Origin of the sequence: Paenibacillus sp. BGI2013 (genome assembly GCF_002843485.1) — a bacterium.
Taxonomy (GTDB): domain Bacteria; phylum Bacillota; class Bacilli; order Paenibacillales; family Paenibacillaceae; genus Paenibacillus; species Paenibacillus amylolyticus.
In genome coordinates this window covers 181,541-206,057 of the sequence record NZ_PJFA01000003.1, presented here as the reverse complement: position 1 = coordinate 206,057, position 24,517 = coordinate 181,541, and the positions used below count along the sequence as shown (strand labels likewise).

The 24,517-nt window shown below is 45.8% G+C and carries 21 protein-coding genes; 5 read left to right on the top strand and 16 right to left on the bottom strand.

Features of this window, described 5'->3' with window-relative positions:
- Positions 1 to 44: 44 nt before the first annotated feature.
- The 4 genes from CXK86_RS08255 to adhE form a co-directional block, all read right to left on the bottom strand.
- The gene (locus tag CXK86_RS08255; RefSeq protein ID WP_101313607.1) at positions 45 to 1,412 is read right to left on the bottom strand and encodes an ABC transporter substrate-binding protein; all 1,368 of its coding nucleotides are present in this window, start codon (positions 1,410 to 1,412) and stop codon (positions 45 to 47) included.
- 221 nt (positions 1,413 to 1,633) lie between these two features.
- A complete protein-coding gene (gene pflA / locus CXK86_RS08250) occupies positions 1,634 to 2,386 on the bottom strand; it encodes a pyruvate formate-lyase-activating protein (protein ID WP_036614436.1) in 753 nt (250 codons plus the stop codon).
- A gap of 89 nt (positions 2,387 to 2,475) precedes the next feature.
- A complete protein-coding gene (pflB, locus tag CXK86_RS08245; protein ID WP_036614438.1) occupies positions 2,476 to 4,734 on the bottom strand; it encodes a formate C-acetyltransferase in 2,259 nt (752 codons plus the stop codon).
- Between the two features lie 639 nt (positions 4,735 to 5,373).
- Complete coding sequence (gene adhE, locus CXK86_RS08240) at positions 5,374 to 7,986, bottom strand: bifunctional acetaldehyde-CoA/alcohol dehydrogenase (protein ID WP_101313606.1); 2,613 nt, start codon at positions 7,984 to 7,986, stop codon at positions 5,374 to 5,376.
- A 430-nt stretch (positions 7,987 to 8,416) separates the two neighbouring features.
- Here adhE and CXK86_RS08235 point away from each other — a divergent pair, with 430 nt between their 5' ends.
- Entirely contained in the window at positions 8,417 to 9,133 is a 717-nt protein-coding gene (locus CXK86_RS08235; RefSeq protein WP_101313605.1) for a Crp/Fnr family transcriptional regulator, read from the top strand.
- Between the two features lie 87 nt (positions 9,134 to 9,220).
- Here CXK86_RS08235 and CXK86_RS08230 read toward each other — a convergent pair whose 3' ends face one another.
- The 6 genes from CXK86_RS08230 to CXK86_RS08205 form a co-directional block, all read right to left on the bottom strand.
- Positions 9,221 to 9,934, bottom strand: coding sequence for a hypothetical protein (locus CXK86_RS08230; RefSeq protein WP_017687552.1), 714 nt, complete (start codon positions 9,932 to 9,934; stop codon positions 9,221 to 9,223).
- Between the two features lie 197 nt (positions 9,935 to 10,131).
- Positions 10,132 to 10,863: a hypothetical protein gene (locus tag CXK86_RS08225; RefSeq protein ID WP_101313604.1), complete on the bottom strand. Its 732-nt coding sequence runs from the start codon at positions 10,861 to 10,863 to the stop codon at positions 10,132 to 10,134.
- Between the two features lie 194 nt (positions 10,864 to 11,057).
- On the bottom strand, positions 11,058 to 11,354 hold the full coding sequence (locus tag CXK86_RS08220; RefSeq protein WP_074096966.1) for a winged helix-turn-helix transcriptional regulator: 297 nt from the start codon (positions 11,352 to 11,354) through the stop codon (positions 11,058 to 11,060).
- Between the two features lie 331 nt (positions 11,355 to 11,685).
- Complete coding sequence (locus tag CXK86_RS08215; protein WP_017687549.1) at positions 11,686 to 12,414, bottom strand: ThuA domain-containing protein; 729 nt, start codon at positions 12,412 to 12,414, stop codon at positions 11,686 to 11,688.
- Positions 12,415 to 12,438: 24 nt separating this feature from the next.
- A complete protein-coding gene (locus CXK86_RS08210; RefSeq protein ID WP_017687548.1) occupies positions 12,439 to 13,407 on the bottom strand; it encodes a sugar phosphate isomerase/epimerase family protein in 969 nt (322 codons plus the stop codon).
- Positions 13,408 to 13,607: 200 nt separating this feature from the next.
- Entirely contained in the window at positions 13,608 to 14,720 is a 1,113-nt protein-coding gene (locus CXK86_RS08205) for a Gfo/Idh/MocA family protein (protein ID WP_036614448.1), read from the bottom strand.
- A 190-nt stretch (positions 14,721 to 14,910) separates the two neighbouring features.
- Between CXK86_RS08205 and CXK86_RS08200 the strand changes: the two genes are divergently transcribed.
- On the top strand, positions 14,911 to 15,729 hold the full coding sequence (locus tag CXK86_RS08200) for an AraC family transcriptional regulator (RefSeq protein ID WP_036674960.1): 819 nt from the start codon (positions 14,911 to 14,913) through the stop codon (positions 15,727 to 15,729).
- A 25-nt stretch (positions 15,730 to 15,754) separates the two neighbouring features.
- Here the strand turns inward: CXK86_RS08200 and CXK86_RS08195 are convergent, their stop codons facing one another.
- Both CXK86_RS08195 and CXK86_RS08190 read right to left on the bottom strand, forming a co-directional pair.
- Complete coding sequence (locus CXK86_RS08195) at positions 15,755 to 16,069, bottom strand: hypothetical protein (protein WP_036674958.1); 315 nt, start codon at positions 16,067 to 16,069, stop codon at positions 15,755 to 15,757.
- A gap of 32 nt (positions 16,070 to 16,101) precedes the next feature.
- Positions 16,102 to 17,040, bottom strand: coding sequence for a Gfo/Idh/MocA family protein (locus tag CXK86_RS08190; RefSeq protein WP_076250978.1), 939 nt, complete (start codon positions 17,038 to 17,040; stop codon positions 16,102 to 16,104).
- Between the two features lie 121 nt (positions 17,041 to 17,161).
- On the opposite strand from CXK86_RS08190, the gene CXK86_RS08185 reads away from it, so the two are divergent.
- Together CXK86_RS08185 and msrA are read left to right on the top strand one after the other, a co-directional pair.
- On the top strand, positions 17,162 to 17,851 hold the full coding sequence (locus CXK86_RS08185; RefSeq protein WP_143781418.1) for a TVP38/TMEM64 family protein: 690 nt from the start codon (positions 17,162 to 17,164) through the stop codon (positions 17,849 to 17,851).
- Positions 17,852 to 18,032: 181 nt separating this feature from the next.
- Entirely contained in the window at positions 18,033 to 18,995 is a 963-nt protein-coding gene (msrA, locus tag CXK86_RS08180) for a peptide-methionine (S)-S-oxide reductase MsrA (RefSeq protein WP_076250976.1), read from the top strand.
- A 103-nt stretch (positions 18,996 to 19,098) separates the two neighbouring features.
- Here the strand turns inward: msrA and CXK86_RS08175 are convergent, their stop codons facing one another.
- From CXK86_RS08175 to CXK86_RS08165, 3 genes are all read right to left on the bottom strand, one after another.
- Positions 19,099 to 20,334, bottom strand: coding sequence for an MFS transporter (locus tag CXK86_RS08175; protein WP_076250974.1), 1,236 nt, complete (start codon positions 20,332 to 20,334; stop codon positions 19,099 to 19,101).
- Between the two features lie 82 nt (positions 20,335 to 20,416).
- Complete coding sequence (locus CXK86_RS08170) at positions 20,417 to 21,025, bottom strand: TetR/AcrR family transcriptional regulator (protein WP_076250972.1); 609 nt, start codon at positions 21,023 to 21,025, stop codon at positions 20,417 to 20,419.
- A gap of 137 nt (positions 21,026 to 21,162) precedes the next feature.
- On the bottom strand, positions 21,163 to 21,963 hold the full coding sequence (locus CXK86_RS08165) for a lipid II flippase Amj family protein (RefSeq protein ID WP_036614460.1): 801 nt from the start codon (positions 21,961 to 21,963) through the stop codon (positions 21,163 to 21,165).
- A 391-nt stretch (positions 21,964 to 22,354) separates the two neighbouring features.
- Here CXK86_RS08165 and CXK86_RS08160 point away from each other — a divergent pair, with 391 nt between their 5' ends.
- A complete protein-coding gene (locus CXK86_RS08160; RefSeq protein WP_076250971.1) occupies positions 22,355 to 22,825 on the top strand; it encodes a DUF2188 domain-containing protein in 471 nt (156 codons plus the stop codon).
- Positions 22,826 to 22,950: 125 nt separating this feature from the next.
- On the opposite strand, the gene CXK86_RS08155 is transcribed toward CXK86_RS08160, so the two are convergent.
- Positions 22,951 to 23,685 (bottom strand): YitT family protein, encoded by a 735-nt coding sequence (locus CXK86_RS08155; protein WP_047843647.1) that lies wholly within the window; start codon positions 23,683 to 23,685, stop codon positions 22,951 to 22,953.
- Positions 23,686 to 24,517 lie beyond the last annotated feature (832 nt).

Sequence of the window (24,517 nt, the reverse complement as noted above, 5' to 3'; positions counted from 1 at the left end):
CTCCTTCAGTCACTTCAACGATCGCAGTTTCGACTTGAATTCGTTTATTCCACTGAGGCGTTTGCTTCCTCTTGCACCTTTTGCAACTCTTCTGCCATTTTCTCTGGTGTGGTCTGCCCACCAATCAACTTCTGGATTTGCAGATTACTGATCTCTGTTGTCACATCGGCCTGAACGAGTGCATCAAATGCTGGGAACGACGTCTTGGACGCATTAAGCACAGCCACAATTTCTTTCATCAGATCATCGGTAATGCTATCGGTCAGCACTTTCTCGTCCAGCTTCATGGCAGGCAACACACCGTCTTCCACAAGGCCGCGGATCTGCATATCTTCATTGTAGAAATTTTTGATAAAAGCTTTCACTGCGTCCAGCTTCTGCGGGTCATCCGCCACTGCTGCCGAGAATCCGTATCCATTGTTCACATCCCGCATCAAAGACGTCTGATCACCTGCTCCGTTCTCTACCGGAGGCATATTGAAGAATCCAACCTTGCCAATGAGCGATTCACCGCTCTGACCTTCCTTAAATACAGATGATTTCCATGTTCCGTCATACATTAATACCACTTCTCCACTTGTAAATTGCGTGGTATATTCGGCATACTCAAAGCCCAGCTCACCTTTTTTGAAATAACCCTTATCCACCCATTCCTTATGTTTGGCAAAACCTTGCACAACACCCGGATCGGTCCACTTCGCTTCACCTGTTGCAAACTTTGCGGTAATCTCCGGCCCGGCATACCGGGACCACAGATGGTTGGTTAACATAAGCGGCACCCAGCCCGCCTTAGATGCGGAAGCAAGCGGCACTTTGCCATCAGCCTTGATCTCAGCCAGTATATTGTCCAGTTCAGCCATGGTAGTTGGGGCTTTCCATCCTTTTTGTTCGAAGTACTCTTCATTATAGAAAAAACCTTCGCCCGAACCGCCAATCGGCAGTCCATATACTTTGCCTTCATACGTAAACGGTTCAAGGGATGTAAACTGGTCTTGAATGCCCAGCTCTTGCAGGATTGGGGTCAGATCAAGCAACATACTTTCCTTGGCATAAACTTTGGAATCCGGGCTACCGAACAGTTCAAATATATCCGGCGGGTTACCTGCCGCCATCTCTCCGCGAAGCTTTTCCTTACGATTCACATCGGATTCGACACCATCCAGCGTAAAGGTCAGATTGGGTATCTCTCCCTCCACTTTGTCCACAACATCCTGCAGAATGGCCAGTCTTTTCTGTTTGTCGGCTCCCACCTGCGTGTGGCGGAGAAGCATTTCAACCGGTTCCTTACTTGTCTCTTCCACAGGTGTATTGCCTGCGCCTTGCTGTGGCTCGTTACTTGAGCTTGCACATCCCGCCAAAGTCCATGAAGTGATAAGCAATAATGAAAGCAGTAATGTCATTCTTTTTTTCATCTGGTTGACCCTCCTCAAGATATTGAGCGTTTGGCTTTACACTCTGATTATAAAAAGCCGGAGCTTACATCGTAAGGATGACAATTCATCAATGGAGGGATAAAATCCTTCACTGGACCCATAATCTTGCATTTCCAATGGATAACAGCAAAAAAACAGCCCCTGCGAAACATGTTCGCAAGGACTGCTTGGTTGATTGTTTTTACTATATAAAGGTCAGATTACTTACCTGAACAAGCCATGCCAGCTGTTTCCTGGCGACCTTGTTCGATCAGGCGATACGCCCGCTCCACTTCTTCTTCACTTGGTGAAGGAACTCCATCCAGTGGATATACTTTACCGAGCGCCTCCCATTTGTAGATCCCCATCTGATGGTATGGAAGAATTTCGAACTTCTCGACGCCATTTAATGTTCCAATAAACCGTCCGAGGTTAAGCAGATCCTCTTCCTCGTTATGAATACCAGGCACATACACGTGGCGTATCCACATTTTCCGACCTTGCTCCGATAACCACTTGGCTGTTTTCAACGTTCTCTCGTTGGATTTGCCTGTCAACTTGATATGTTTCTCATCATCAATATGTTTGAGGTCCAGCAGAACCAGGTCTGTGTGATCCAACAGATCGTGAATCCGTTCCGGTTCGTTAAAACCGTTGCTATCCAGTGTCGTATGCAATCCCCAGCGCCGCTTCACTTCCTTGAAGATTTCGGCTACAAAGTGGGCCTGTAACGTTGGTTCTCCGCCAGATATCGTGAGCCCGCCTCCGGAGCTGCGGTAGTAGGATAGATACGGCTCAATTTCAGCCAATACCTCCTCTAGCGTCATTTCTTTTCCACCATCCAACGCCCAAGTATCAGGGTTGTGGCAATACTGACATTTGAGTAGACATCCTTGCATAAAAAGCACAAAGCGGATGCCTGGGCCGTCAACCGTCCCGAAAGTTTCGAGTGAATGAATATGTCCGTTAACCATGCTGCCTCTTCCTTTCTGTATCCGCATCCGCTGTGCGTTTAATATGATTTGGAATACCTTGCTCTAGCGGTCTTCTACTAGCAAATTACTTACATCGAGCCATGGAACGTACGGTTGATGACATCCAACTGTTGTTCACGAGTCAATTTAATGAAGTTAACGGCATATCCGGATACCCGTATAGTCAGTTGTGGATAGTTTTCCGGGTGATCCATCGCATCAATCAATTGCTGACGATCAAATACGTTAACGTTCAGGTGATGAGCGTTTTGACCGAAGTAACCATCCATCATCGCAGTCAGATTGGATTTACGTGTAGTCTCCTCTTTACCCAATGCTTTTGGCACGATGGAGAAGGTATTGGAAATCCCGTCAAGACTGTGTTCATAAGGCAATTTGGCTACCGAGCCAAGGGATGCCAGTGCACCTTTTTTGTCACGACCATGCATTGGGTTTGCACCTGGAGCAAATGGTTCACCTGCTTTACGACCATCCGGTGTAGTCCCTGTTTTCTTACCATATACCACGTTGGAAGTGATCGTCAGAACGGATTGTGTTGGAACTGCGTTACGGTAAGCTTTGTGCTTGCGAATCATGCCCATGAAGTTCTCGACCAGTTCAACAGCAATGCTGTCTACGCTGTCTTCATTGTTACCGTAACAAGGGAAGTCTCCTTCGATTTCGAAATCAACAGCGATGCCTTGTTCGTTACGAATTGGTTTTACTTTGGCATATTTGATCGCACTCAGTGAATCTGCTGTAACCGACAGACCAGCGATACCGCAAGCCATCGTACGTACAATGTCACGGTCATGCAATGCCATTTCGATACGCTCATAGCTGTATTTATCGTGCATGTAGTGAATGACGTTGAGGGTGTTCATATACAGCTTAGCCAGCCACTCCATCATTGGTTTGAAGCGTTTCATAACCTCATTGTAATCCAGCACTTCGCTAGTAATGGCAGGATACTCAGGTCCAACTTGTGCTCCGGATTTCTCGTCACGACCACCGTTGATCGCATACAGGAGAGCTTTTGCCAGGTTGGCACGAGCGCCGAAGAATTGCATTTGTTTCCCGATCTTCATCGCCGACACACAGCAAGCAATACCGTAATCGTCACCGTAGATCGGACGCATCAGATCATCATTTTCATACTGGATTGAGCTGGTTTCGATGGATACTTTACTGCAATAATCTTTGAAAGCTTCTGGAAGTTTCGTTGACCAGAGAACAGTCAAGTTTGGTTCTGGTGCAGGACCCAGGTTGTGCAGTGTATGCAGGAAACGGAAGCTGTTTTTGGTTACACGTGTTTCACCATTCACGGACATACCACCGATGGACTCCGTCACCCATGTTGGATCTCCACTGAACAGTTCGTTGTAATCCGGTGTACGCAGGAATTTGACAATCCGCAGTTTCATTACAAAATGGTCAACCAATTCCTGAGCCTGTTCTTCGGACAGAATCCCTTCTTGCAGGTCACGTTCAATGTAGATATCCAGGAAAGAAGATACACGTCCCAGTGACATCGCAGCACCGTTCTGTTCTTTGATCGCAGCGAGATAACCGAAGTACAACCATTGGAACGCTTCTTTTGCTGTTGTCGCTGGCAAGGAAATATCGAACCCGTGCATATCGCCCAATTGTTTCAATTCTTGCAATGCACGAATCTGTTCAGACAATTCTTCCCGCAGACGAATGACATCTTCATCAATAACATCAACTTCGAGTGCATTCAGTTCGCCTTTTTTGTTACGAATCAGGAAGTCTACCCCGTACAAAGCTACACGACGATAGTCACCGATGATCCGGCCACGGCCGTAAGCATCTGGCAGACCTGTAATAATTCCTGCTTTACGCGCTGCACGCATGTCGGAAGTATAAGCATCGAATACACCCTGGTTGTGTGTTTTGCGAATGTTTGTAAATATATCAATGACGCCCTGTGGCATTTCAAAGCCATATGCCTCACATGCGTCAATCATCATGCGAATTCCGCCTGTTGGTTGAATGGAACGTTTGAACGGAGCATCGGTCTGAACGCCGACAATCTGCTCTTTGGATTGATCCAGATAACCGGGTTGGTGAGAAATAATAGTACCTGGTGTGTTCACGTCAACGTCAAGGACACCGCCGTTATCCCGTTCTTTTTTGGTCAGATCAGATACGATCTCCCACAATTCTTTGGTATTCTGGGTTGCACCTGCGAGAAATGCTTCGTCGCCGTAATACGGAGACAAGTTGTGTGCCAGAAAATCATTCACATCTACGGATTTGGTCCATGTTCCTTTGGTAAAGTTTCTCCAGCCTGTTTGTTGTTTGACATCTTTTTCAATCACCGACATCGTAATCCCTCCACTAATTTGGATTTCTGGACACATAACATCTTGCTTCATTCGTAGCATTGTGTGCCCAGAGCCGCGATTAATGTGAATTGTTTCACATAAACCGGAACATGTTCTCTCTACTTGGGAACCGGAACCGCGGGATGAATGTTTTTCTTACATTTTCAGTATACGACTTGGGGCTTTCATCATCTGTGATTTTTGTCACAAAGCCAGTGAACTAACTCACTCCACCTGCGCTGTGTCCCATTGACCCCTGTAAATTCACACTTAGCCACTGCGCGGGCAGAACAACTTCCGATCGCTGTTATCCCCGGATTTTTTCAATTTTATATTTCAAAGGGTAAAATCCGGGGATAAAGGCGAACGCTCCGCTTCTTCAGTTTTTTCTGCCCTCTCCGTTATTGTGTGAACATCTGGCTCAAACAGCCACGTCACGGATTCCGTGTAACCTCTATAGAACCCGTTGCTCCTCTATGCTCGGAGCAGCAAATCAAATCTTAGAAAAAATCCTGAAAAACAGATGCTCGCTCTTCTGTTTTTCTGCCCTCTCGTTATTGTGTGAAAGACGGCAATCGGGGCTCCCCTCTCGGGGAACCCTGATCTTCTTGCCGTAAAGCACGCTTTGTTCTAAATTTATTATTCAAACTTTCCGTAGAAAGCGTTGCGGTATACATCAGCCAGTTCAGTTACCAGCGGCAACTTCGGATTGGCGGTTGTACATTGGTCTTCGAAGGCACGGTCTGCCAGATAATCGACATGTGCTTCAAAGTCTTTGGCATCGAATCCGATCTCTTGGAACGATTCTTCAATACCCAAGATTTTGTTCAGGTTACGGATGGCATTGATAAGACTGGTTACCCCTTCTTCTGTCGTGCGAGCAGGCAATCCCAAGATACGGGCAATTTCGGCATACCGCTCATCCGCTACAAAGTGCGAATATTTCGGGAACGATGCAAATTTGGTCGGTTTTTTTGCGTTGTAACGAATGACGTGTGGCATCAGGATTGCATTAGTGCGTCCATGTGCGGTGTGATACTGACCGCCCCATTTGTGCGCCAAGCTGTGGTTAATGCCCAGGAATGCGTTGGCAAACGCCATACCAGCAATCGTTGAAGCATTATGCATTTTCTCACGTGCCAGTTTATCGCCTTGCAGTGCCGATTGCTCCAGGTATTGGAATACCAGTTGGATTGCTTTGATCGCAAGTCCATCCGTGTAATCATTTGCCATTACAGACACATAAGCTTCAATCGCATGCGTCAGTACGTCCATCCCTGTATCCGCTACAGCCGTTTTAGGCAGGGAGTATACGAACTCCGGATCGACAATCGCTACGTCTGGTGTCAGCTCATAGTCGGCCAATGGATATTTGGTGTTACCTTGATTTTTATCTGTGATAACCGCGAACGATGTCACTTCAGAACCTGTACCCGATGTGGTTGGGATCGCTACAAATTTGGCTTTTACGCCGAGACGTGGATATTTGTAGATCCGTTTGCGGATATCCATGAATTTTTGTTTCAGATCGTTGAAGTCCGTGTCCGGATATTCATAGAACAACCACATGGCTTTGGCAGCATCCATCGGTGATCCACCGCCGAGTGCGATAATGCAGTCTGGTTGGAAGCGGCGCATCATTTCGGTTCCGCGATCTACCGTTGTTGTGGATGGATCTGGCTCAACATCGGAGAACACTTCGATCGCTACTGGCATTTGGCGTTGACGCAGATAGTGTTCTACCTTTTCAACATATCCAAGCTTCACCATCATGGCATCCGTAATAATGGCCACACGTGTGATGTCAGGCATTTTGGCAAGATACTGTGTTGCTCCTTTTTCGAAGTAGACTTTGTTCGGTACTTTGAACCATTGCATATTCACGGTACGGCGAGCCACCCTTTTCACATTGATTAAGTTCACAGCGGTTACGTTGGAAGAAGTCGAGTTACGTCCGTATGATCCGCATCCCAGTGTCAATGACGGCATGTTTGTGTTGTAGATATCCCCGATTGCACCGTGTGTGGATGGTGAGTTCACAATAATCCGTCCAGTTTGCAGACGATCTGCGAATTTGCTAATCACTTCTTCATTTGTTGAATGGATAACCGAGGAGTGACCCATGCCGCCAAAAGCAACCACTTCTGCTGCACGTTCAATGCCCTCTGCTGCCGTTTTAACTTTGTAACAAGCCAGTACCGGGCTTAATTTCTCAGCCGACAATGGGAATTTGGTACCTACCCCTTCAATTTCGGCCACGAGAATTTTGGTGCCTGCTGGAACTTCAATACCGCACAATTTGGCAATGCTCACCGCAGATTGACCAACAATCGCCGGGTTCACCGCACATTTCTCGGCATTAATCGCACCTGCTGTCAATTTTGCTGCTTCATCTTTGTTAACAAAGTAACAGCCATTTGCAATCATTTTTTTCTTCACTTGATCAAAGATCGGTTCTTCAATGATGACCGCTTGCTCGGAAGCACAGATCATGCCGTTGTCGAAAGACTTGGACAGAATCAAATCCGTTACTGCCTGATTGATATCCGCGCTTTTCTCGATAAAGCAAGGTACGTTACCCGGTCCTACGCCCAGTGCAGGTTTACCACAGCTGTACGCTGCACGTACCATGCCTGATCCGCCTGTTGCCAGAATGAGAGCCACATCATTGTGATTCATCAGTTCGTTTGTACGATCCATGGAAGGATCATCAATCCACTGGATACAATCTGCTGGTGCACCATGTTTCACAGCCGCTTCCAGCAGGATTTTGGCAGCTTCCCGGCTACAATTCTGTGCAGATGGGTGGAAGCCAAAGATGATTGGGTTACGCGTCTTGATGGAAATCAATGCTTTAAACATCGTCGTTGATGTTGGGTTGGTAACTGGTGTAATACCCATGATGATGCCGACCGGCTCCGCAATTTTCTGGAAGCTTTCATACTCGTTATCTTCAATCACACCTACGGTTTTATCGTACTTGATGCTGTGGTACACATATTCTGTTGCAAATATATTTTTGGTGATTTTATCCTCATACACTCCGCGGCCTGTTTCTTCTACGGCCATCTTGGCGAGCATCATGTGTTTATCCAGACCCGCAAGTGCCATCGCTTGCACAATCCGGTCAATCTGCTTCTGGTCCATCTTCATGAATGCGGCGTGTGCTTTATTCGCTTTGTCGATTAACGTTTGAATATACTGACCTGCTGTCGGTTCTTTTGCTGGGGCGACTTCGTTCTTTACAGCCATCTCCCTCATCCTCCTAAAGGTTCGTATTAGTTTGTCTCTCTCGTTTACATTCACATCGTAACATGACAATAAACTTAATTATGTGATTTTTTTCACAAAGTATAACAAATTTAATTTAAGTTTTGTAGTGTCCTTCATACGACCATTTTCACTTCCTATTTAAAATATAGGGCTGTAAAATTCATCCTCTCCATCAAAAGTGAATTTTATCACAATGTTTGAAATTTCGTCATTTTTGCCCCCTTTCCTTCCCCCTCAAACGGTAAGATTAGGTATATACTGAACTTAAAAATTGAACCACCGCAATTTGTACCGTCCTTCCTCCCGGCCGAGATGACCCTGATCAGGACGGCAACGGTTTGCGGCGAACCTCGGAGGCTACTGCTTACTACAGAAGGTCGTCCGATGGACATAAAGGGGAGATAGACTTATGAGAGAACTAACAACTGTACTGGAAACGCGCGGTAATACTAACTGTTTCTCGGAAGCAAATTTCAACCATCTGCTGGTTACCATGAAAGATAGAACCTATCCGGAAGGTACACATCTGTACTGGGAAGGCGACATCTCTGACAAACTTTATTATATGAAACGGGGCCGTGCCCAGATCACCAAATCCACGGATGAAGGCAAGGAACTGATCATGTACATGTATCAATCCGGTGATATGATTGGGCAGGCTGATCCCTTCTTTGGCTCTAAACACAGCTTCTCAGCGGAAGTATTGGAGGACAGTGAGATCGGTGTACTGGAACATAAAGACCTGGAAATGTTAATCTGCCAGCATTGTGACTTCGCGATCGATTTTATGAAATGGATGGGCATCCACCACCGGTTGACACAGACCAAATTCCGGGATCTCATGTTATATGGCAAACCGGGTGCACTTTGCTCCACCCTCATTCGGTTGTCGAATTCGTATGGTGAGCCTCATGGAGAGCATGTCATTATTCACAAAAAAATTACCCACACGGACCTGTCCAATATGATTGGAGCCACTCGTGAAAGTGTAAACCGCATGTTAAGCGACCTGCGTAAGAAAGATGGGATTGAATATGACAATGGAATGATTGTCATCAAAGATCTGAAGATGCTGCAAGGAATCTGTCACTGTGAGCTTTGCCCGAACGAGATCTGTCGTATTTAATATTTGACTATGCTGATCGGATCTTGTTTATATATTTAATGAAAAAAAGCCCAGTTCTCTAAAAAGAGATTGGGCTTCTTGGTATACTTAGGATGCATTGGTTAATTCGAGCTTTACCGCATCACGTGGATTCAATTTCATGTCCAGACCATTTTCCATTAATTCTTTGTCATTCACCATAATGACCCACCGCTCATTCATACGAGGCGTGACATTCTCGACCGAGACGACAAATTTGTTGTTCTCCGACATTCTTACAATGCCGCTGGACTTCAACACATCGCGAACTGTGCACTCTTGAACGTAGACGCCGGCATATTGACGATTAAGGGTTGGCATAATGTTTCCACCGCTAACCTTGAGTAACGTTGTCTGATATGCAACGCCATCCCCCCCACTGTCAGCGGCTTTCACGTAAATGATCACTTCATCTTTGGCATGAAGCTCCATGTCCCAATCTTCCTGTTCAATATCCTTGCCGTTTAATTTGACAGCCCAGCTCAGCGAAGAATCCAGAGAAACTTCACCCACGGATTGAATCCGCTTGCCATCTGCCGTAAAATCAACCAGTCCGCTATTGAGTAATGCTTTTTTGAGTGTCAAACCCTCACTAAAATCTCGCTTAATGGACTTTGTTGCATCAGGCAAAAACGTACTGCCATCTACAGCCACTGTGATTGTATTCGCTGTTTCTGTCTCTTTGACAATTGGCTGCTCAGAAGGCTGTGTCTCACTACAACCAGCCAAGATCGCCAGTAGGAGCAAACATACACCTATGTAACCGGGGATTTTCTTCATCATGTAGGTAACACCACCCTGCGTAAAATCATTCACCCTGTTGTCCATAACCTCTATTATGGCACAACCTTCGGCAAAAAAAAGTGTCAAAGCCGTTACTTTTATAGGCTACCGCCTGCAAATAAGGCTTGTACAAGAAAGAGAGCCTGCACACAGGCTCTCCAATCTATATCATTTTTATGTTCTCATTGGTTACGTTATCATTGGACACTAGCCTGCATGTATGTCCGTCCTCCATCGCCATCTTTCAGATATGGATTAAGCCCGAAGAACTGCTCCTCAGATACGTATACACCTGTCAGCAATCGCCCTTCAAGCAATCCACCGTCAACCTGCACGCAACATGAAGGTGCGTCTACATACTCCTGATACAACGGAATCTGCCCATATTGTTGATGGACCTTAAATACCTTGCCTTGCTCATGCAAAGGCCGTTCCGAGAAATAGGTAGGCACAATATAACGGGCAATGACATCCAGCTCCTGCACGCTATAAAAGGGTTCATCACCAAGCCATGGTGCAAACATTCGAATCTTCTCATATTGAGACCAGACAACCGCCTGAATCAGCATTTCTGCCTGAACCAACCGACCTTCTCCCACATCTAAAGCCAATTGCTTACCATGCATAGTTTCTTCCATCTGAGACATCGTTGAATCAGGTTGTCCCAGCTCACATCCGATACACTTCCAGCCCCTGGACGTTTGAATCCATTTTTGCAGCACCGCCGGAGCTAATCTCGGACCATCGCTGTTCACAGAATGCGTATTCACTTCGGCAAGATCATCCTTAACCGAACGGGAATAGGCTGTGCGCTTAAACAACTCTGCAGCTTTTTTGTAAATTAGATGGACCTGAATGGATGCGCTCTCAAGTTCTGCAATATCTTTTTTGCCGTAGCGTACTTCACGGGATAAGCTTTCTTCTCTCATGACAAGTGGGCCTCCTTCGCTCCGGCCGTCTGTGGCCATTTTCTATAGATTATACTACAACTCATGACAACATGTGCATAGCCCAAGAGAAAAACGCCGATCAACATAGTACTTAAGACAAAAACCCCTGATTTCCACAGAAATCAGGAGTCTATGTCATTCATGCAACAAAAGTGGGTGATATTGCTTATGCGTTAGTCAACCCACTGCTCAGCCCAGTCTTGAATTTGATTCATGACAGGCTGGAGCGCTCTACCTTTATCCGTCAGTTCATATTCAATACGAACTGGCGTCTCGGGATAGACGTGACGAACCAGAATACCTTCACTCTCCAGATCTTTCATCCGTTCGGATAACATCTTATCACTCATGGATGGAATCAGATTGGAGATATCCTTGAATCGCTTCGAACCACTCATCAATGTTTGAATAATTAAACCATTCCAGCGCTTGCCCAAAAAAGAAAACGCCGTCTCAAAACGCGGACACATCCGCAAGTCTTGACCTTCCACATTAATCACCTCTTTAGAGATCACTCAAATCAACTTACATTTTGTTAGTATATTTCATAATAACATATTTAAGCTTCAAAGAAAACGCCTGCAACTAAAAAGTTTAAATTTTAGAAGCATATCATCCAAAATGGATCATACATCCCAGTATACATTACACGCTACGTCGTCACCATGGGAAATATCGTATAACTTCCCCATAGTACTATCTTACCCAAAAAGAACCCAGCTGCCACAGTCATCAATGACTCGGAGAAGGGTTCTTTTTGAATAAAACTTATAATTTCCATTACACGATTGAGTTAGTGAATTAGACCAGCACGCCACCAAATGGTCTTACAGGTTCGCTCTTGCCAAATTCCGGCTTAAAGCTGCGGGCAGGATATGCCCATTTCACAGCATTGCTGATCACTCTTAATATTTCCGGTTTGTAATAGGTCGGATACGTCTCATGACCTGGTCGGAAATAAAAGATTTTACCTTCACCACGCCGGAACGTACATCCGCTCCGGAATACTTCCCCACCCTGGAAGTTGCTCACAAACACCAGTTCATCCGGTACTGGAATATCGAAGAATTCACCGTACATCTCTTCTTTTTCCAATACAATCTTGCCTTCGATGCCATCCGCAATCGGATGAGATGGGTTAACACACCATACAATTTCCTGCTCGTCAGCTACACGCCACTTCAGATCGCAGCTTGTTCCCATCAGCGCTTTGAATGGTTTGGAGAAATGACCTGAATGGAGCACAATCATTCCCATCCCGTTCAGCACTCGCTGCGCAACCTTCTGTGAGATCTCATCGCTTACGCGATCATGTGCCATATGTCCCCACCATATGAGCACATCTGTGGAATTCAGCACTTCATCACTTAATCCGTGTTCAGGCTGATCCAGTGTAGCTGTACGAATAGCAAAGCCTTCGCCGCCAAGTCCGTCAGCCAGTGCTCGATGCAGACCATCCGGGTAGACTTCCCTTACTTCATCGTGAATTTTCTCATGGACAAATTCATTCCAAATGGTGACGTTGATCATATTCAATTTCCCCCTAGTGTAGCTCTAAACCCACCACATATCGCCCAGCGGTTCTTCGATTAATACTTGCTGGAGATTTTGCACGGCTTTAGAGAATCCTTCTTCAACCGACATCAGACCGTCTTCGTGCTCAATACTTACTACATAATCATATCCGACCAGACGCAAGGCACTCATAATGTCTGCCCATGTCTTGTTATCATGTCCATAACCAACCGAGCGGAACTGCCAAGCCCGATCCAGCATATTGGTATAGTCCTGCATATCCGTTACACCGTGTTTGTTCACGTTGACCGGATCAATCGTTGTATCTTTTGCATGGAAGTGATGGATGGCTCCTTCACGTCCCAAGATGTGAATTGCCTGAACCGGATCAATACCTTGCCACCACATGTGACTTGGGTCCAGATTGGCTCCGATCACTTCACCTGCTGCTTCACGCAGTCTCAGCAAGGTTGCTGGTGTATGAACGGAGAATCCACCGTGCAACTCCAATCCAACTTTTACGTTACGATCTGCTGCAAATTTACCCCACTCTGTCCAGTAAGGGATCACTTTGTTCTCCCATTGCCACTTCAGGATCTCCTGGAAGTCATTTGGCCATGGTGCAACAGGCCAGTTCGGATATTTGGCATCCTCATGGTCTCCCGGACAACCGGAGAATGTATTCACTACAGGTACTTCCAGCTTCTCAGCCAGTTCTACCGATTTAACAAAATCATCGTGAAATCCTTTGGCAATATCCTTTTGCGGATGTAGCGGGTTACCGTGACAGCTGAGTGCACTGATCGTCAAACCACGTGATTCCACTGCATTTTTGAAGTTTTTCAATGCTGTAGGATTGCTTAACAACTCATCTGGCTTACAATGTGCATTGCCTGGATGTCCGCCTGTTCCGATCTCTACTGCTTTTAATCCCTTGGATGCTACATAATCAAGAGCATCCTCCAATTTACGTCCTCCGAATAGTACCAAAAATACGCCGAGTTTCAAGTGCGATTCCTCCCTGGATTAGATATCGTATGATTGCTGAATTCATGAATATTGAACTGTATACAATTACCGTTCAGATCACATGCCTGTTTGATTAGTGTGGAAAATCGAGAGTGTTTCTATCCTGAAATTGAACGTAAGAATACTGGTTATTCTTCACCACTTGTAAGAGCATCAAGCTTCGAACACTTTTACTCAGACTAGTGGGATTCCACGGTTTCAATCTCAGTTTGAACTGTGCGAGTTACTGCAAAAGAATCATAGCTGCTCTCCAGATGTATGTGCTTGCCTTCAAGTGAAGAACGCTGGAATGAATGCATGGCTTCCAGTACGTGATAAGCTAGCTTGCCACTGGCTTTGTGTTCCCTTCCGGCACGAATGGATTCAACCATTTCGGTTACGCCGATGCCTCGTTCGTTTTGTCCACTTTCGAAGACTGGTTTGACCGTCTCCCAAGTGTCTTGACCGTATCTGCGAACCTTCACTTCCCCGTTAAAATAATTGGGGTCCGGTACACTAAGCGTACCTTCTGTACCATAGATTTCAATACGTGGCAGATCCGAAGCTCCGCGAATATCGAAACTGGTGATCATGGTTGCAATGGCTCCTTCTGCGAAATCAATGGTTCCTGCCAAGTGAGTAGGCGTCTCTACTTGTAGCGCTGTACCTTCCTTCGGTCCGGAGCCAATCTTGCGATCTGCAATCTGTATGCCTGCCGAGGCGCTGATTCTGCGTATCGGTCCAAGCAGCGTAATCAGAGCGGTCAGGTAGTAGGGTCCCATATCAAACATCGGTCCGCCACCTGCAACATAAAAGAACTCCGGATTAGGATGCCAAGCTTCTGGTCCTCCACCCATGAAGAATGAAGTCGCTGCAACCGGCTTGCCAATCAGCCCATCCTCAATGGCTTTACGAGCTGTCTGTATGCCTGAACCAAGGAAGGTATCCGGTGCAGAGCCAACATACAATCCCTTTTCCTCAGCCAACTCAACAACCTTGCGACCATCCTCAAGAGAAATTGCCAGCGGCTTCTCGGCATACACATGTTTGCCTGCTTCGAGTGCAGCCAGATCGGTCATGGCGTGACTGCCAGGAACCGTAAGGTTCAACACAAGTTCAATTTCGTTATTTTGCAGCAACTCATCTACATTGTAAACGTTTGCGATATTAAATTCATCTGCCCGTTCCTGAGCGCGTTCACGAATCAAATCCGCAACAGCCACGACTTCAATGACCGGGTTGTTTTTGAGATTTTCCAAGTAGATGGCGCTGATGTTACCACACCCGATGATGCCTGCTTTCATTTTCTCCACTGTGACGTTCATCTCCTTACGCATGGTGAAAATCTGCGTTTGAATGGTTGAGATACATATGTTTTGTTGGATGTTTCCTGTTCCTTAAATCTAATACTATGGTATTCCGTTTCAGCTTCAATTAAAATGAATAATATGATTGAAACATGAACTATCTGGTCATAATTTTCAAATTGCAAGGAGTATGCCCATGCCGACAGATCAAACCTGCCAAGTTCTTACAGCAGGCTTTTCATTTCATCGTAAACCCTACGCTATGGTGCAGCCTGAAGGGGTGAAGAACTACCTGTTAAGACTGCAAACAGACGGACGTTGCCGTGCACGCATAGACGGGGACATGTCCCTGGTGGATGCGGGCGATCTGCTTCTTTTTGATCCTGACGAACCCTATGAGCTGAGAATAGACAATGAAACCAATCCGATGGGAGAACGACTAGTGGAGAGTGGTGACTATCACATCTTCTTTAATGGTTCCTGGGTGGATGAGTGGTGGAAACGTCACAAACGGCCGACCCGAATCAAAGTCGAACTGACGGAAAGTCTCTTGGTCCTGTTTCGACAGCTCGTACTGGAGCAGCGCCGCATCTCCAATCCTTATCCGGAAATTTCAAGTTATTATATGCGAATTTTATGTCTCGAAGTGGATCGTCTGCTCGCGGAGCATCCAACGATAACCAACACCAATTATGTGGCTTATGAGATCAAAAACTACATTGAAGAAAACGCTTCCTCTTTATTCAAGCTCGATGATGTGGCAACACATATTGGCATCAGTGTTTCACGGGGCGTTCATCTCTTCAAAGAAGCGTTTGGCAAAAGCATCATGCAATACACGCTTGACGTACGGCTGAATATGGCCAGGGAACGAATTATTTTCAGTCCAATGACCCTGGAGCAAGTGTCTGAGTCTTCCGGCTTTAACAACTATACCTATTTTCATCGGGTATTCCGTTCCCGGTTCGGCATGTCCCCGAAGGAATTCCGCGTCATTCACCGGGAACAGATGTAATCATACCAGTATACGTAAGTTGAACTTATTTGCGCGCGGCTATGGCCTCGGATACAACCATCGCCAGATCTTCATTGCCAAACATGGACAACACGCCAAGTACCGTATCATCCGGGATCTCACCGGCTTCCTCCTTGGATACAATCAGCTTCTGCACCTGCTGCAAACGCTCGTTGCTCTGCTGATCCGGGTAGGCTTGCCGGTACATCTCTTCCGGGTCCAAACCATTATTGACACACCACTGGGCAAATACGAGGATCATCATCTCTTCTTCCTGTTTATAGGTTTCTACAACAGCTTCCTCGATCTGTTTATTACGTTCCTTTTCATATTCATCCATGACTTGTATTCCTCCGTATGTGTATTCTGCAATTATTTGCGAATCAATTGTTCCGCCAGTTCATGACTGTCCATGACGTGACTTGCACTGATCAGGCAATCATCAGGTGAGTCCAGACAAGCCAGGAAATTATCAACTGCTCCGCTAAAACCTCTGCGTGTTAACACGGTTTCCCAGCTCCCGAACGTTTCTTTGGTTTCCAGACTCCCCTGTTCCATGCAGCTGATCGTGTCCATGTTCACCACTTCAACAGATCGTCCACCACCATGCAATTCGATCTTCTCCAGATCTGCCCCAGCTTCACACAACATATCGAATCGACCGTAGGCTGTTCTGCCCAGCTTGGCCGTTCCGGTTGCGTGCAGCAGTCTGTCCAGATCATTCTTCCGAATCCATTGATGAAGCAACTCCACATTATGATCCGAGTACCACAACATCAGATCCAGCATATGGATGAGATCATCATAGATGGTTTCTGCCGCAGGACGATCCTGAATGCCTGTACGATGTTTGGTCACTGTCAAGGATTCAAAACCTTTTCCACCCTGCATCCATTCTTTCGCTTTTTGGTACATCGGTGCGAATCTGCGGTTGAAGCCCACTGCCAGTAACAGCCCTTGTGCCTCGGCAAAAGCAGTCATCTCTTCCGACTCCCGAATCGTATAGGACAACGGCTTGTCTACGTACACGGCTAATCCCTGTTCCAGACATTGCATGACAATGTCAAAGTGCGCTTCCGTTGCTGTATGTACAAACACCGCATCCAAGTCCCAGGACAACAGTTCTTTCAGATCCGTTGTTCCCCGTTCTAATCGATACGCCTCCTGAACGGCTTTGACCGGCTCCGGAGATCGGTTCATAATGCCTACAATCTCCACGTTCGGATGAGCTGTTAACAGCGGCAAATATACTTTACGTGCAATATCGCCGAGGCCGATAATTGCAACTCGTTTACGTTGGGTTGTTTCCATGATGATCATTCCACCTTCAGTTCGGTTCTATATTTCCACGTCCTATAGTGTAACCCTTCGGACAGCAACTTGCCAATGATTGCAGCACACTTCGTACGAATTGTTCAGACAATGGGCGAACGTGGTAAACTTAGGAGGAACAGCAGTACAGATCGGGACACGACCAGACCTGCCTGATCTGAAAGGAGCGTTTGGGATTTTGCGAAAATGGTTATGGCTTCTGTTATATGTTTTACTTGCAGGAGTCACGTTTATTTACAGATATGAACTGCTGGCCTGGACCGATCTCCATCAGTCCATTCCGCTGTTACTCGCCATGGCAACATTGTTCGCTCTTGTGCCTGTAATTCCTTATAAGTTTGTTATTATCGCCTTTGGTTACAGTTACGGTACCACCACAGCAGCCTGGATATGCTGGCTTGGCACCACACTTGCTGCCATGCTCGTTTATGGCGGAGCAAGAACCATCTTCAGACATCAGGCGAGATCGTACCTCGAACGTATTCGGGGTCTGAACCGTTTTACCACATGGATGGAAGCACATCCGTTCATGGGTGTCATGTCGATGCGACTGTTGCCGATCGTGCCCCAGATGGCCGTTAATATCTACGCAGGTATAACGTACACGCCATTCTGGGTCTTCATGCTTGCCACGGCCATTGGGAAAATGCCAGCGATTTTTGTATTTGCCTATGCAGGTGCACAGGCTGAAACCTCAATCTGGCTGAGCCTGGCCATCCTTGCCGGATATCTGGTGTTCATGGCCATTGTATTACTCTTATTTCGCTTCCGGTCACGCAACAAAGCCTGAATTCAGAATTAGCAAACCGTTCAGATTCAGCTTGTTTTCATTCCGGCTTGGTTGGCTTGCCAATTCAGGATATAATAGAAGAGCAAGCCTAATGCTTGTGTAACAAGTTTCAATAAAACAGTAGATTGCTGGAGCTCGAACACGAGCGCTAAATCTTCATCAGAAATGGAGTGACTATAGCATGGAACAACATTCAAGTGAGTTAGCAACTTTTGCAGGCGGATGCTTCTGGTGTATGGTATCCCCCTTTGAAGAACTGCCCGGTATTCATAAGATCGTATCGGGTTATACAGGAGGAGATACCGAGAATCCAACATATGAAGAGGTCTGCTCGGAGACAACAGGACATGTAGAGGCTGTGCAAATTACGTTTGACCCTGCCATCTTCCCTTATAAGAAACTGGTTGAACTGTTCTGGCAGCAGATTGATCCTACGGATACAGGCGGGCAATTCCATGACCGTGGATCTTCCTATCAGACGGCCATCTTCTATCACAGCGAAGAACAGCGCCAGATTGCGGAAGCTTCCAAAGCGGAGCTGGGACAAAGCGGACGTTTTGATAAACCAATCTTCACTCCGATTTTGCCAGCCAAACCGTTCTATGAAGCGGAAGAACATCACCAAAATTATCACCGGAAGAACCCTGCCCATTACAAACGCTACAGCAAAGGTTCTGGACGTGTAGATTTCATCGAACGCAACTGGACCGGTAACGTGGATAAAGACGGGCTGAAAGAGCGTTTGACGCCGATTCAATATGAAGTTACGCAGAACAGCGCGACCGAGCCTGCATTCCATAACGAATTCTGGGATCACCACGGTGATGGTATCTATGTGGACATCGTATCTGGCGAGCCATTGTTCAGTTCTACCGACAAATACGACTCCGGCTGCGGCTGGCCGAGCTTCACACGTCCATTGCGTGACCACAACGTGAAGGAAAAAACCGATCTCAGCCACTTCATGATTCGTACCGAAGTGAGAAGTCGTGAGGGCGATTCCCATCTGGGTCACCTGTTCAACGATGGTCCTGCCGAAGCAGGTGGAATGCGTTATTGCATCAACTCTGCGGCACTTCGTTTTGTACCCAAAGAAGACTTGCAAAAAGAAGGATACGGTGAGTACGCCGTCCTTTTCCAATAAGTTATAATGCAAATACAAAAAGAGCAGTGGGATGATCCCGCTGCTTTTTTGTTGTACATTCTTTTTTTCATAGACGAACTATTGTTGCATGAGAATGCATTGATTAGGTTTGGCTCGAAGAGATTTCCGAATTTAATTGGCTGGCAGAAGCCGTCTGATCATTACGAAATTGAATTCGCATCGCTGGAACAATACCCATGATCATCACGGTAACCGAAATTGCGTAGACGATAAAAATGGATGTGCTGTTCATCAGTACACCTGCCATGGAAGATCCAAGAAGCATACTTCCTATGAATAAAGGGGTGATGGTGCCATTCACTCTCCCGATCAAATGCTCATCTATCCGAGTGACCAAGTACGTGGAGATGATGACGTTGATGAATGCCATACTGATTGAGCTTAAGAAGCTGATCAAAAGGGTCAGCCAGAACCAACTGGATAACACTTCCCCCATCGTGGCTACAGCCAGACACAGCACACCTACAAGCAGAATTAAGGTCTGGTTCAGCTTAGCACTTACAGCAGCCGCAATACCTCCTCCAATCAATAAACCTATTCCAGACGCACCAGATAAAAACTGTAACGACGTTGCTTCAAGTCCCAGACGTTCAGTGATCAGAAATATTCCAAGTGGACTGATGAGACCTGCAGAAAGCCCTATACAGATGAATACCAGACTAAGCATTTTTAACGAGCGAGATCGAGCAACATATTGCCAGCCCTCTCTGATATCCGCTAATAATGAGGTACTTGTTACCCGCTGAGTGGCGTCTTTAGGCAGAAATGTGAGTAGAAGCGCAGAGATCAGGAATAGAATGAGTAATGCGTACATGGATGCCTGAATTCCCATTGCAGTGTATATAAACGTTCCGACGATTGGTCCGAGAATTAAAAACAACGATTGACCACTCTGGGTAATAGCAATTGCAGACTGCAAATGTTCTCCTTTTACATTTCGCCTCACAATCTTTAGAGAGGATGGTTGAGAAAACTGGCTAACGATAGAGGATACAAATGTGGCTACGTATAGAATCTGCCAATACCCGGAAGATAAAACGCCAATTATCATGACAATAGACAACGCACTCAGAATATCCCCCAGTATCATCGTACGTTTGGGATTCCAGCGATCAGCAAGTGCACCGCCTATGATGGAGAAAACAAAAATCGGGGCATATTCAAGTACGGTAATCAGCGAGACAGCTATTGGACTTCCTTGAGTTCGATCCATTACATAATAGAGGATTGCCATATTCCGGATCCATATCGCCAGATTTTGTAGCAGATCAGACCCTGTCACGATTAAAAAAGCTTTGTTTCTGAACAATGTGTTCATTCTCCATCTCCTCTTTTAAACCGACTGTCCGGTTTATTAATATTTAAAAAGAAAAACTGACAGTTACATCAGCTTTTCATAATTAATGTTGTTGAATACCTGCCAGCAGACTGGCCATGCCTTTGTGGTAAATACGACGAATATCCGTCAGGTCCTTCTCATAATAGAGTGTAGTCAATCCGCTAAACAGACCGTAGATGATGTGCATTACATCCTGTGGGTCATCCGGTTTTAACTCTCCATCTTCCATCCCTTTAGTAATAATGGACTCGTATGTCGCATACGGAATTCGGATCAGGGAAAGCATCTCATCAAGCATCTCCTGACTGACGACCTGACCCGAGACAAACTCGTTAATGGCGTGATTCAGCGGGTTAGCCAAATCATCCACGTAATGATCAGCAAGTCCGTACAATTTGTCTATGGCAGTCTTATACCCGGTTTCTTTGTCCAGCCAAGCATCCATCCAATCTTCATTGTTAAGCTTGATTAGATACATGAATAACTCTTCTTTGCTTTTGAAATGATAATAGATGCTGCCTTTACTCCGATTGTTAATCGTACATATGTCTTCCATGGAAGTTGCACTATATCCCTTTTGGGCAAACAGTTCCTTGGTATTACGTGCAATGTCTTTCTTTATCTGGGTAACATCTTTTCTTCGTTTAACTTCGATTGGAAAAACCTCCATAAATTAAACCGACTATTCGGTCTAATAGTATCACAGCACAAATACCCCGTCAATTCAATTTGCTCAGGCACCCTCTCATTTGCTGTTTCAAAAGGATGTACAAGAGAGTGCCTGGCTACAATTCAGGAAAGAAGTCGTCACATCATACTTACGATCCAACCGATCCAATACGCAAATGGAATTAATAACAACTGTGCCAACAGAGTACCGAATAAACGGGATACGAGCATGCATCCATAGATCTGATTCATGCGATCCAAACGGATCTCGCCACGTAATGATTTGTCACTGAGCAGGGAAATCCGCGGATCAATCAGGATGGTTAACAAAATAGTCGCTATTCCGTTAATTAACCCGGTTGATTGGGATGCAGCTACAGCCTGCCCTGGGTAAAGGTACGCTGCGTATAAGCTGGACAGGACACCTGTGGTATAGATTGCGGTTACCGCTACATTAAGCAGCATTAACCGTCTTGGCATCCCATGTTGTACTAATCGTTTGGCCATCTTCCAGGATGGCGGGGTGATGTAATACGTTGCATTTCTAATCTTGCTTCGCTTCAGCATACCGCGAACCATCGCAGGGATGGAACCGGCTGCTTCAAAATGTACAACCATTCTTGATGAGAGCTTCACCATGGTTGGAAAACACAATATGGCTAATGCCGTTCCAATTGTTGCCGCACCCATTAACCAGTGCAGCTGCGCCGCAAAGTGTGGATTGGTTCCACGTGTTGCAGTATCCACTAGATTACCTACCATCGGACCCTGGGCCATATTCGAGGTTCGAGAAACCAACAACAAGATACCTGCCAATGAAATGGCCAACGCGATTCTGCGGGTGCGTAATCCACCGAGGCGGAGCGCGTATGACAAGCTGTCTGCGGCATGAATCAGCATGGTGAACAGCATAGGGATTGCCAGACTAAGACTAAACATATGTACGTACTCCTTTATATTCCTGTTATTGAACTTATTTCTTTCATGGACAGCATTATACTCCTCTGACTTGCAAAAGTATAGGAACGAGATCCCTTTATATAAGTTGAACTAAAGAATGTTTACACTGGACACTCCGATGACAGAACAACCTTCCGATCGCTGTTATCCCCAGATTTTTTTGATTCCTTTTATAAAGGGGTAAATCCGGGGATAAAGGCGAACACTTCGTTTCTTCAGTTTTTTTCTGTCCTCTCCGTTTCGTGTAAATGTTTATTTCAATTTATATAGATCATCGGTAAATGCACTTACGACCTCGGCTGTTCATCGTTTATCCCTCACCTCAGAGGGTAATATACAACTAATCCATTATTGTACAGGAGGGGTTTATATGCCTTGGAACAAACATGATTATCCGGTATCCATGAAGAACCTGGAACCACGTGTCAGACATAAAGCAATTGAGATTGCCAATGCTCTGCTCGATGACGGGTATGAGGAAGGACGCTCGATTGCCATAGCGACAGCTAAGGCGGAAGAATGGGATGAAAATCATCCCGCACCGGAAAGTTCGAAATCGGACTTCACATCTTCTTCCGATAATTCCAACCCTAAAAAGTCGTCTTCCACGGATCGTCGTCATTCCGAGCCCGTCTCTTCGTCCAAAAGTCATGACAACATCCATGTCGTGCCTACTGACTCCGGCTGGGCGATCAAAGAAGAAGGAAAGTCTACCTATCTGTCCACATTTGATACTAAGGCAGAAGCTGTAAATAAGGCCAAAGAACTGAGTAGCAAACAAAATATTCGAGCGATTATCCATAATCAGGATGGTCAGATTGCTTCTTCGATCAAGTCCTGAATGAATCGGAAAACAACAAAATCCCTTTTGCTGCTGAAGAGCAGTCAAAAGGGATTTTGTATGAACTTTAACTATCAAGACCTGAATATGATGCATACAGGTTATGGTTGTTCTGAAACGTATGGTTAATTGGATACCCCTCTAGCCACCGTAGTCCGTTGTGAAATAGCAGCAGCGTTAACTGCCTTGGCTGCAGCCGATGGTATCGGCAATTTCACAGCCGAAGTTGTAACCACGGTTCCGCGAGCCGGAACACTAACGACGTACGTGATGACTTTGCTGGCAATCCATACGGCCAGAATCGTATATAAAGTTTCTTTTACCGGAAGAAAGAAAAGCGACAATCCCAATACAAAAGCATCGCTGACAAAGAAAACTGTTCCCAGCTTCCATCCCTTCCAGCGGCTAACCAGCACGGCGAGAATATCGTCTCCACCTGTCGCTCCACCGAATCGAAGCACGATCCCAGCGCCTACCCCTGTCAAAATACCGGATAGAACTGCCGGAATCCACAGATTTCCGTTAAACGACAATACCAGTGTGGAGTATCGTTCAAAGCCGTCATAGAATAGGGAAAATGCACCGACGCCAAGCAATGCCTGAATCATGAATTTCCAGCCTTTAAGGAACCAAGCCAGGATCATGACCGGAATGTCCAGTAACAACATACCGATAGCAGGTGATAAGCCTGTTGCGTATTTTCCGAGCAGGGCCAGACCAACAAATCCGCCCTCCGATAAATGATTCTGAAAGTTAATGTGATAATAAGCAAAAGCTAAAATAAATGTACCGAGTAGCATAATGGCGAATTTGATCGCCTCTGTTTTAACGTGTTGTAAGGTTAACGATGTTCTCTTCATTCAGGTTCCCTCGCAGTTTGTAGGTTGGTTTTTTAGACCGACCGTACCCTGCAAAAGGTAAGCCTGGAAGAAATCATCGTGTACGTCCTTCGAATATTCATTCCAATCCCCTCTTTCGCAGAGTCAGCCGTTTTTTTGAACCGGTTGGTGTACTCTACAAGGGGCGCTATGTGTATGAGAGATCGTAACGTTTCCAGATCGTCCTTGGGGAGATTGTCCTTCGGGAACTCATGGTATCCTGATCCTTTCTGTTCTGTTGTGGTTAGCTGTGCTCAGTTAAACTGAAAAATAACTACAATGCATAAGCTTGAACATTTAATTGTACACTTACACTTGGATTACAGTACCCTCTTTTGATCGCGGTTATCCCCGGATTTTTGGAATTCCATTTTCCCTCTGGGGAAAATCCGGTGATCGCTTATGCTTCCGAAGCTGCTTTCATTCAAAAAGCTTTAAGGCGAACACTTCGCTTCTACAGATGGGTTCTGCACTCTTCGTTCCTGTGTAAATTGTAAATCCAACTTACAGCAGTTGCAAGTTCATTCAGTTTAAACACCAAAGCTAACTTGCTTGTTCTTCTATTATATAACACCAACGTGACCGGGTCTAAACAGTAGACCCCTCAAAAACAGGCATAAAGTAGCCTTTGGACTGCTCCAGCAGTCATACGGCAACACCAGGATAAGCAATGCTTGCTAATGGTGCAACCTGCTCCTTTATTCTATGACCAAAGCTTCCAAAAATAACTGTCAGTCACCCAACTGTGACAAATTGGGGCCTTTTTTTATTTTCTTGCGCTTTTTAAAGGAATCATTTTCCTTTCACACATACA

Excerpts from the sequence above, each read along its gene's own strand:
- CXK86_RS08255 (WP_101313607.1), bottom strand. The coding sequence starts at position 1,412 with ATGAAAAAAAGAATGACATTACTGCTTTCATTATTGCTTATCACTTCA.
- CXK86_RS08195 (WP_036674958.1), bottom strand. The coding sequence starts at position 16,069 with ATGGATGAATATGAAAAGGAACGTAATAAACAGATCGAGGAAGCTGTT.
- CXK86_RS08220 (WP_074096966.1), bottom strand. The coding sequence starts at position 11,354 with ATGTGTCCGCGTTTTGAGACGGCGTTTTCTTTTTTGGGCAAGCGCTGG.
- CXK86_RS08155 (WP_047843647.1), bottom strand. The coding sequence starts at position 23,685 with ATGAAGAGAACATCGTTAACCTTACAACACGTTAAAACAGAGGCGATC.
- pflB (WP_036614438.1), bottom strand. The coding sequence starts at position 4,734 with ATGTCGGTGATTGAAAAAGATGTCAAACAACAAACAGGCTGGAGAAAC.
- CXK86_RS08175 (WP_076250974.1), bottom strand. The coding sequence starts at position 20,334 with ATGAACACATTGTTCAGAAACAAAGCTTTTTTAATCGTGACAGGGTCT.
- msrA (WP_076250976.1), top strand. The coding sequence starts at position 18,033 with ATGGAACAACATTCAAGTGAGTTAGCAACTTTTGCAGGCGGATGCTTC.
- CXK86_RS08160 (WP_076250971.1), top strand. The coding sequence starts at position 22,355 with ATGCCTTGGAACAAACATGATTATCCGGTATCCATGAAGAACCTGGAA.
- CXK86_RS08190 (WP_076250978.1), bottom strand. The coding sequence starts at position 17,040 with ATGGAAACAACCCAACGTAAACGAGTTGCAATTATCGGCCTCGGCGAT.
- pflA (WP_036614436.1), bottom strand. The coding sequence starts at position 2,386 with ATGGTTAACGGACATATTCATTCACTCGAAACTTTCGGGACGGTTGAC.
- CXK86_RS08165 (WP_036614460.1), bottom strand. The coding sequence starts at position 21,963 with ATGTTTAGTCTTAGTCTGGCAATCCCTATGCTGTTCACCATGCTGATT.
- CXK86_RS08215 (WP_017687549.1), bottom strand. The coding sequence starts at position 12,414 with ATGATCAACGTCACCATTTGGAATGAATTTGTCCATGAGAAAATTCAC.
- CXK86_RS08235 (WP_101313605.1), top strand. The coding sequence starts at position 8,417 with ATGAGAGAACTAACAACTGTACTGGAAACGCGCGGTAATACTAACTGT.
- CXK86_RS08230 (WP_017687552.1), bottom strand. The coding sequence starts at position 9,934 with ATGATGAAGAAAATCCCCGGTTACATAGGTGTATGTTTGCTCCTACTG.
- adhE (WP_101313606.1), bottom strand. The coding sequence starts at position 7,986 with ATGGCTGTAAAGAACGAAGTCGCCCCAGCAAAAGAACCGACAGCAGGT.
- CXK86_RS08200 (WP_036674960.1), top strand. The coding sequence starts at position 14,911 with ATGCCGACAGATCAAACCTGCCAAGTTCTTACAGCAGGCTTTTCATTT.
- CXK86_RS08170 (WP_076250972.1), bottom strand. The coding sequence starts at position 21,025 with ATGGAGGTTTTTCCAATCGAAGTTAAACGAAGAAAAGATGTTACCCAG.
- CXK86_RS08225 (WP_101313604.1), bottom strand. The coding sequence starts at position 10,863 with ATGAGAGAAGAAAGCTTATCCCGTGAAGTACGCTACGGCAAAAAAGAT.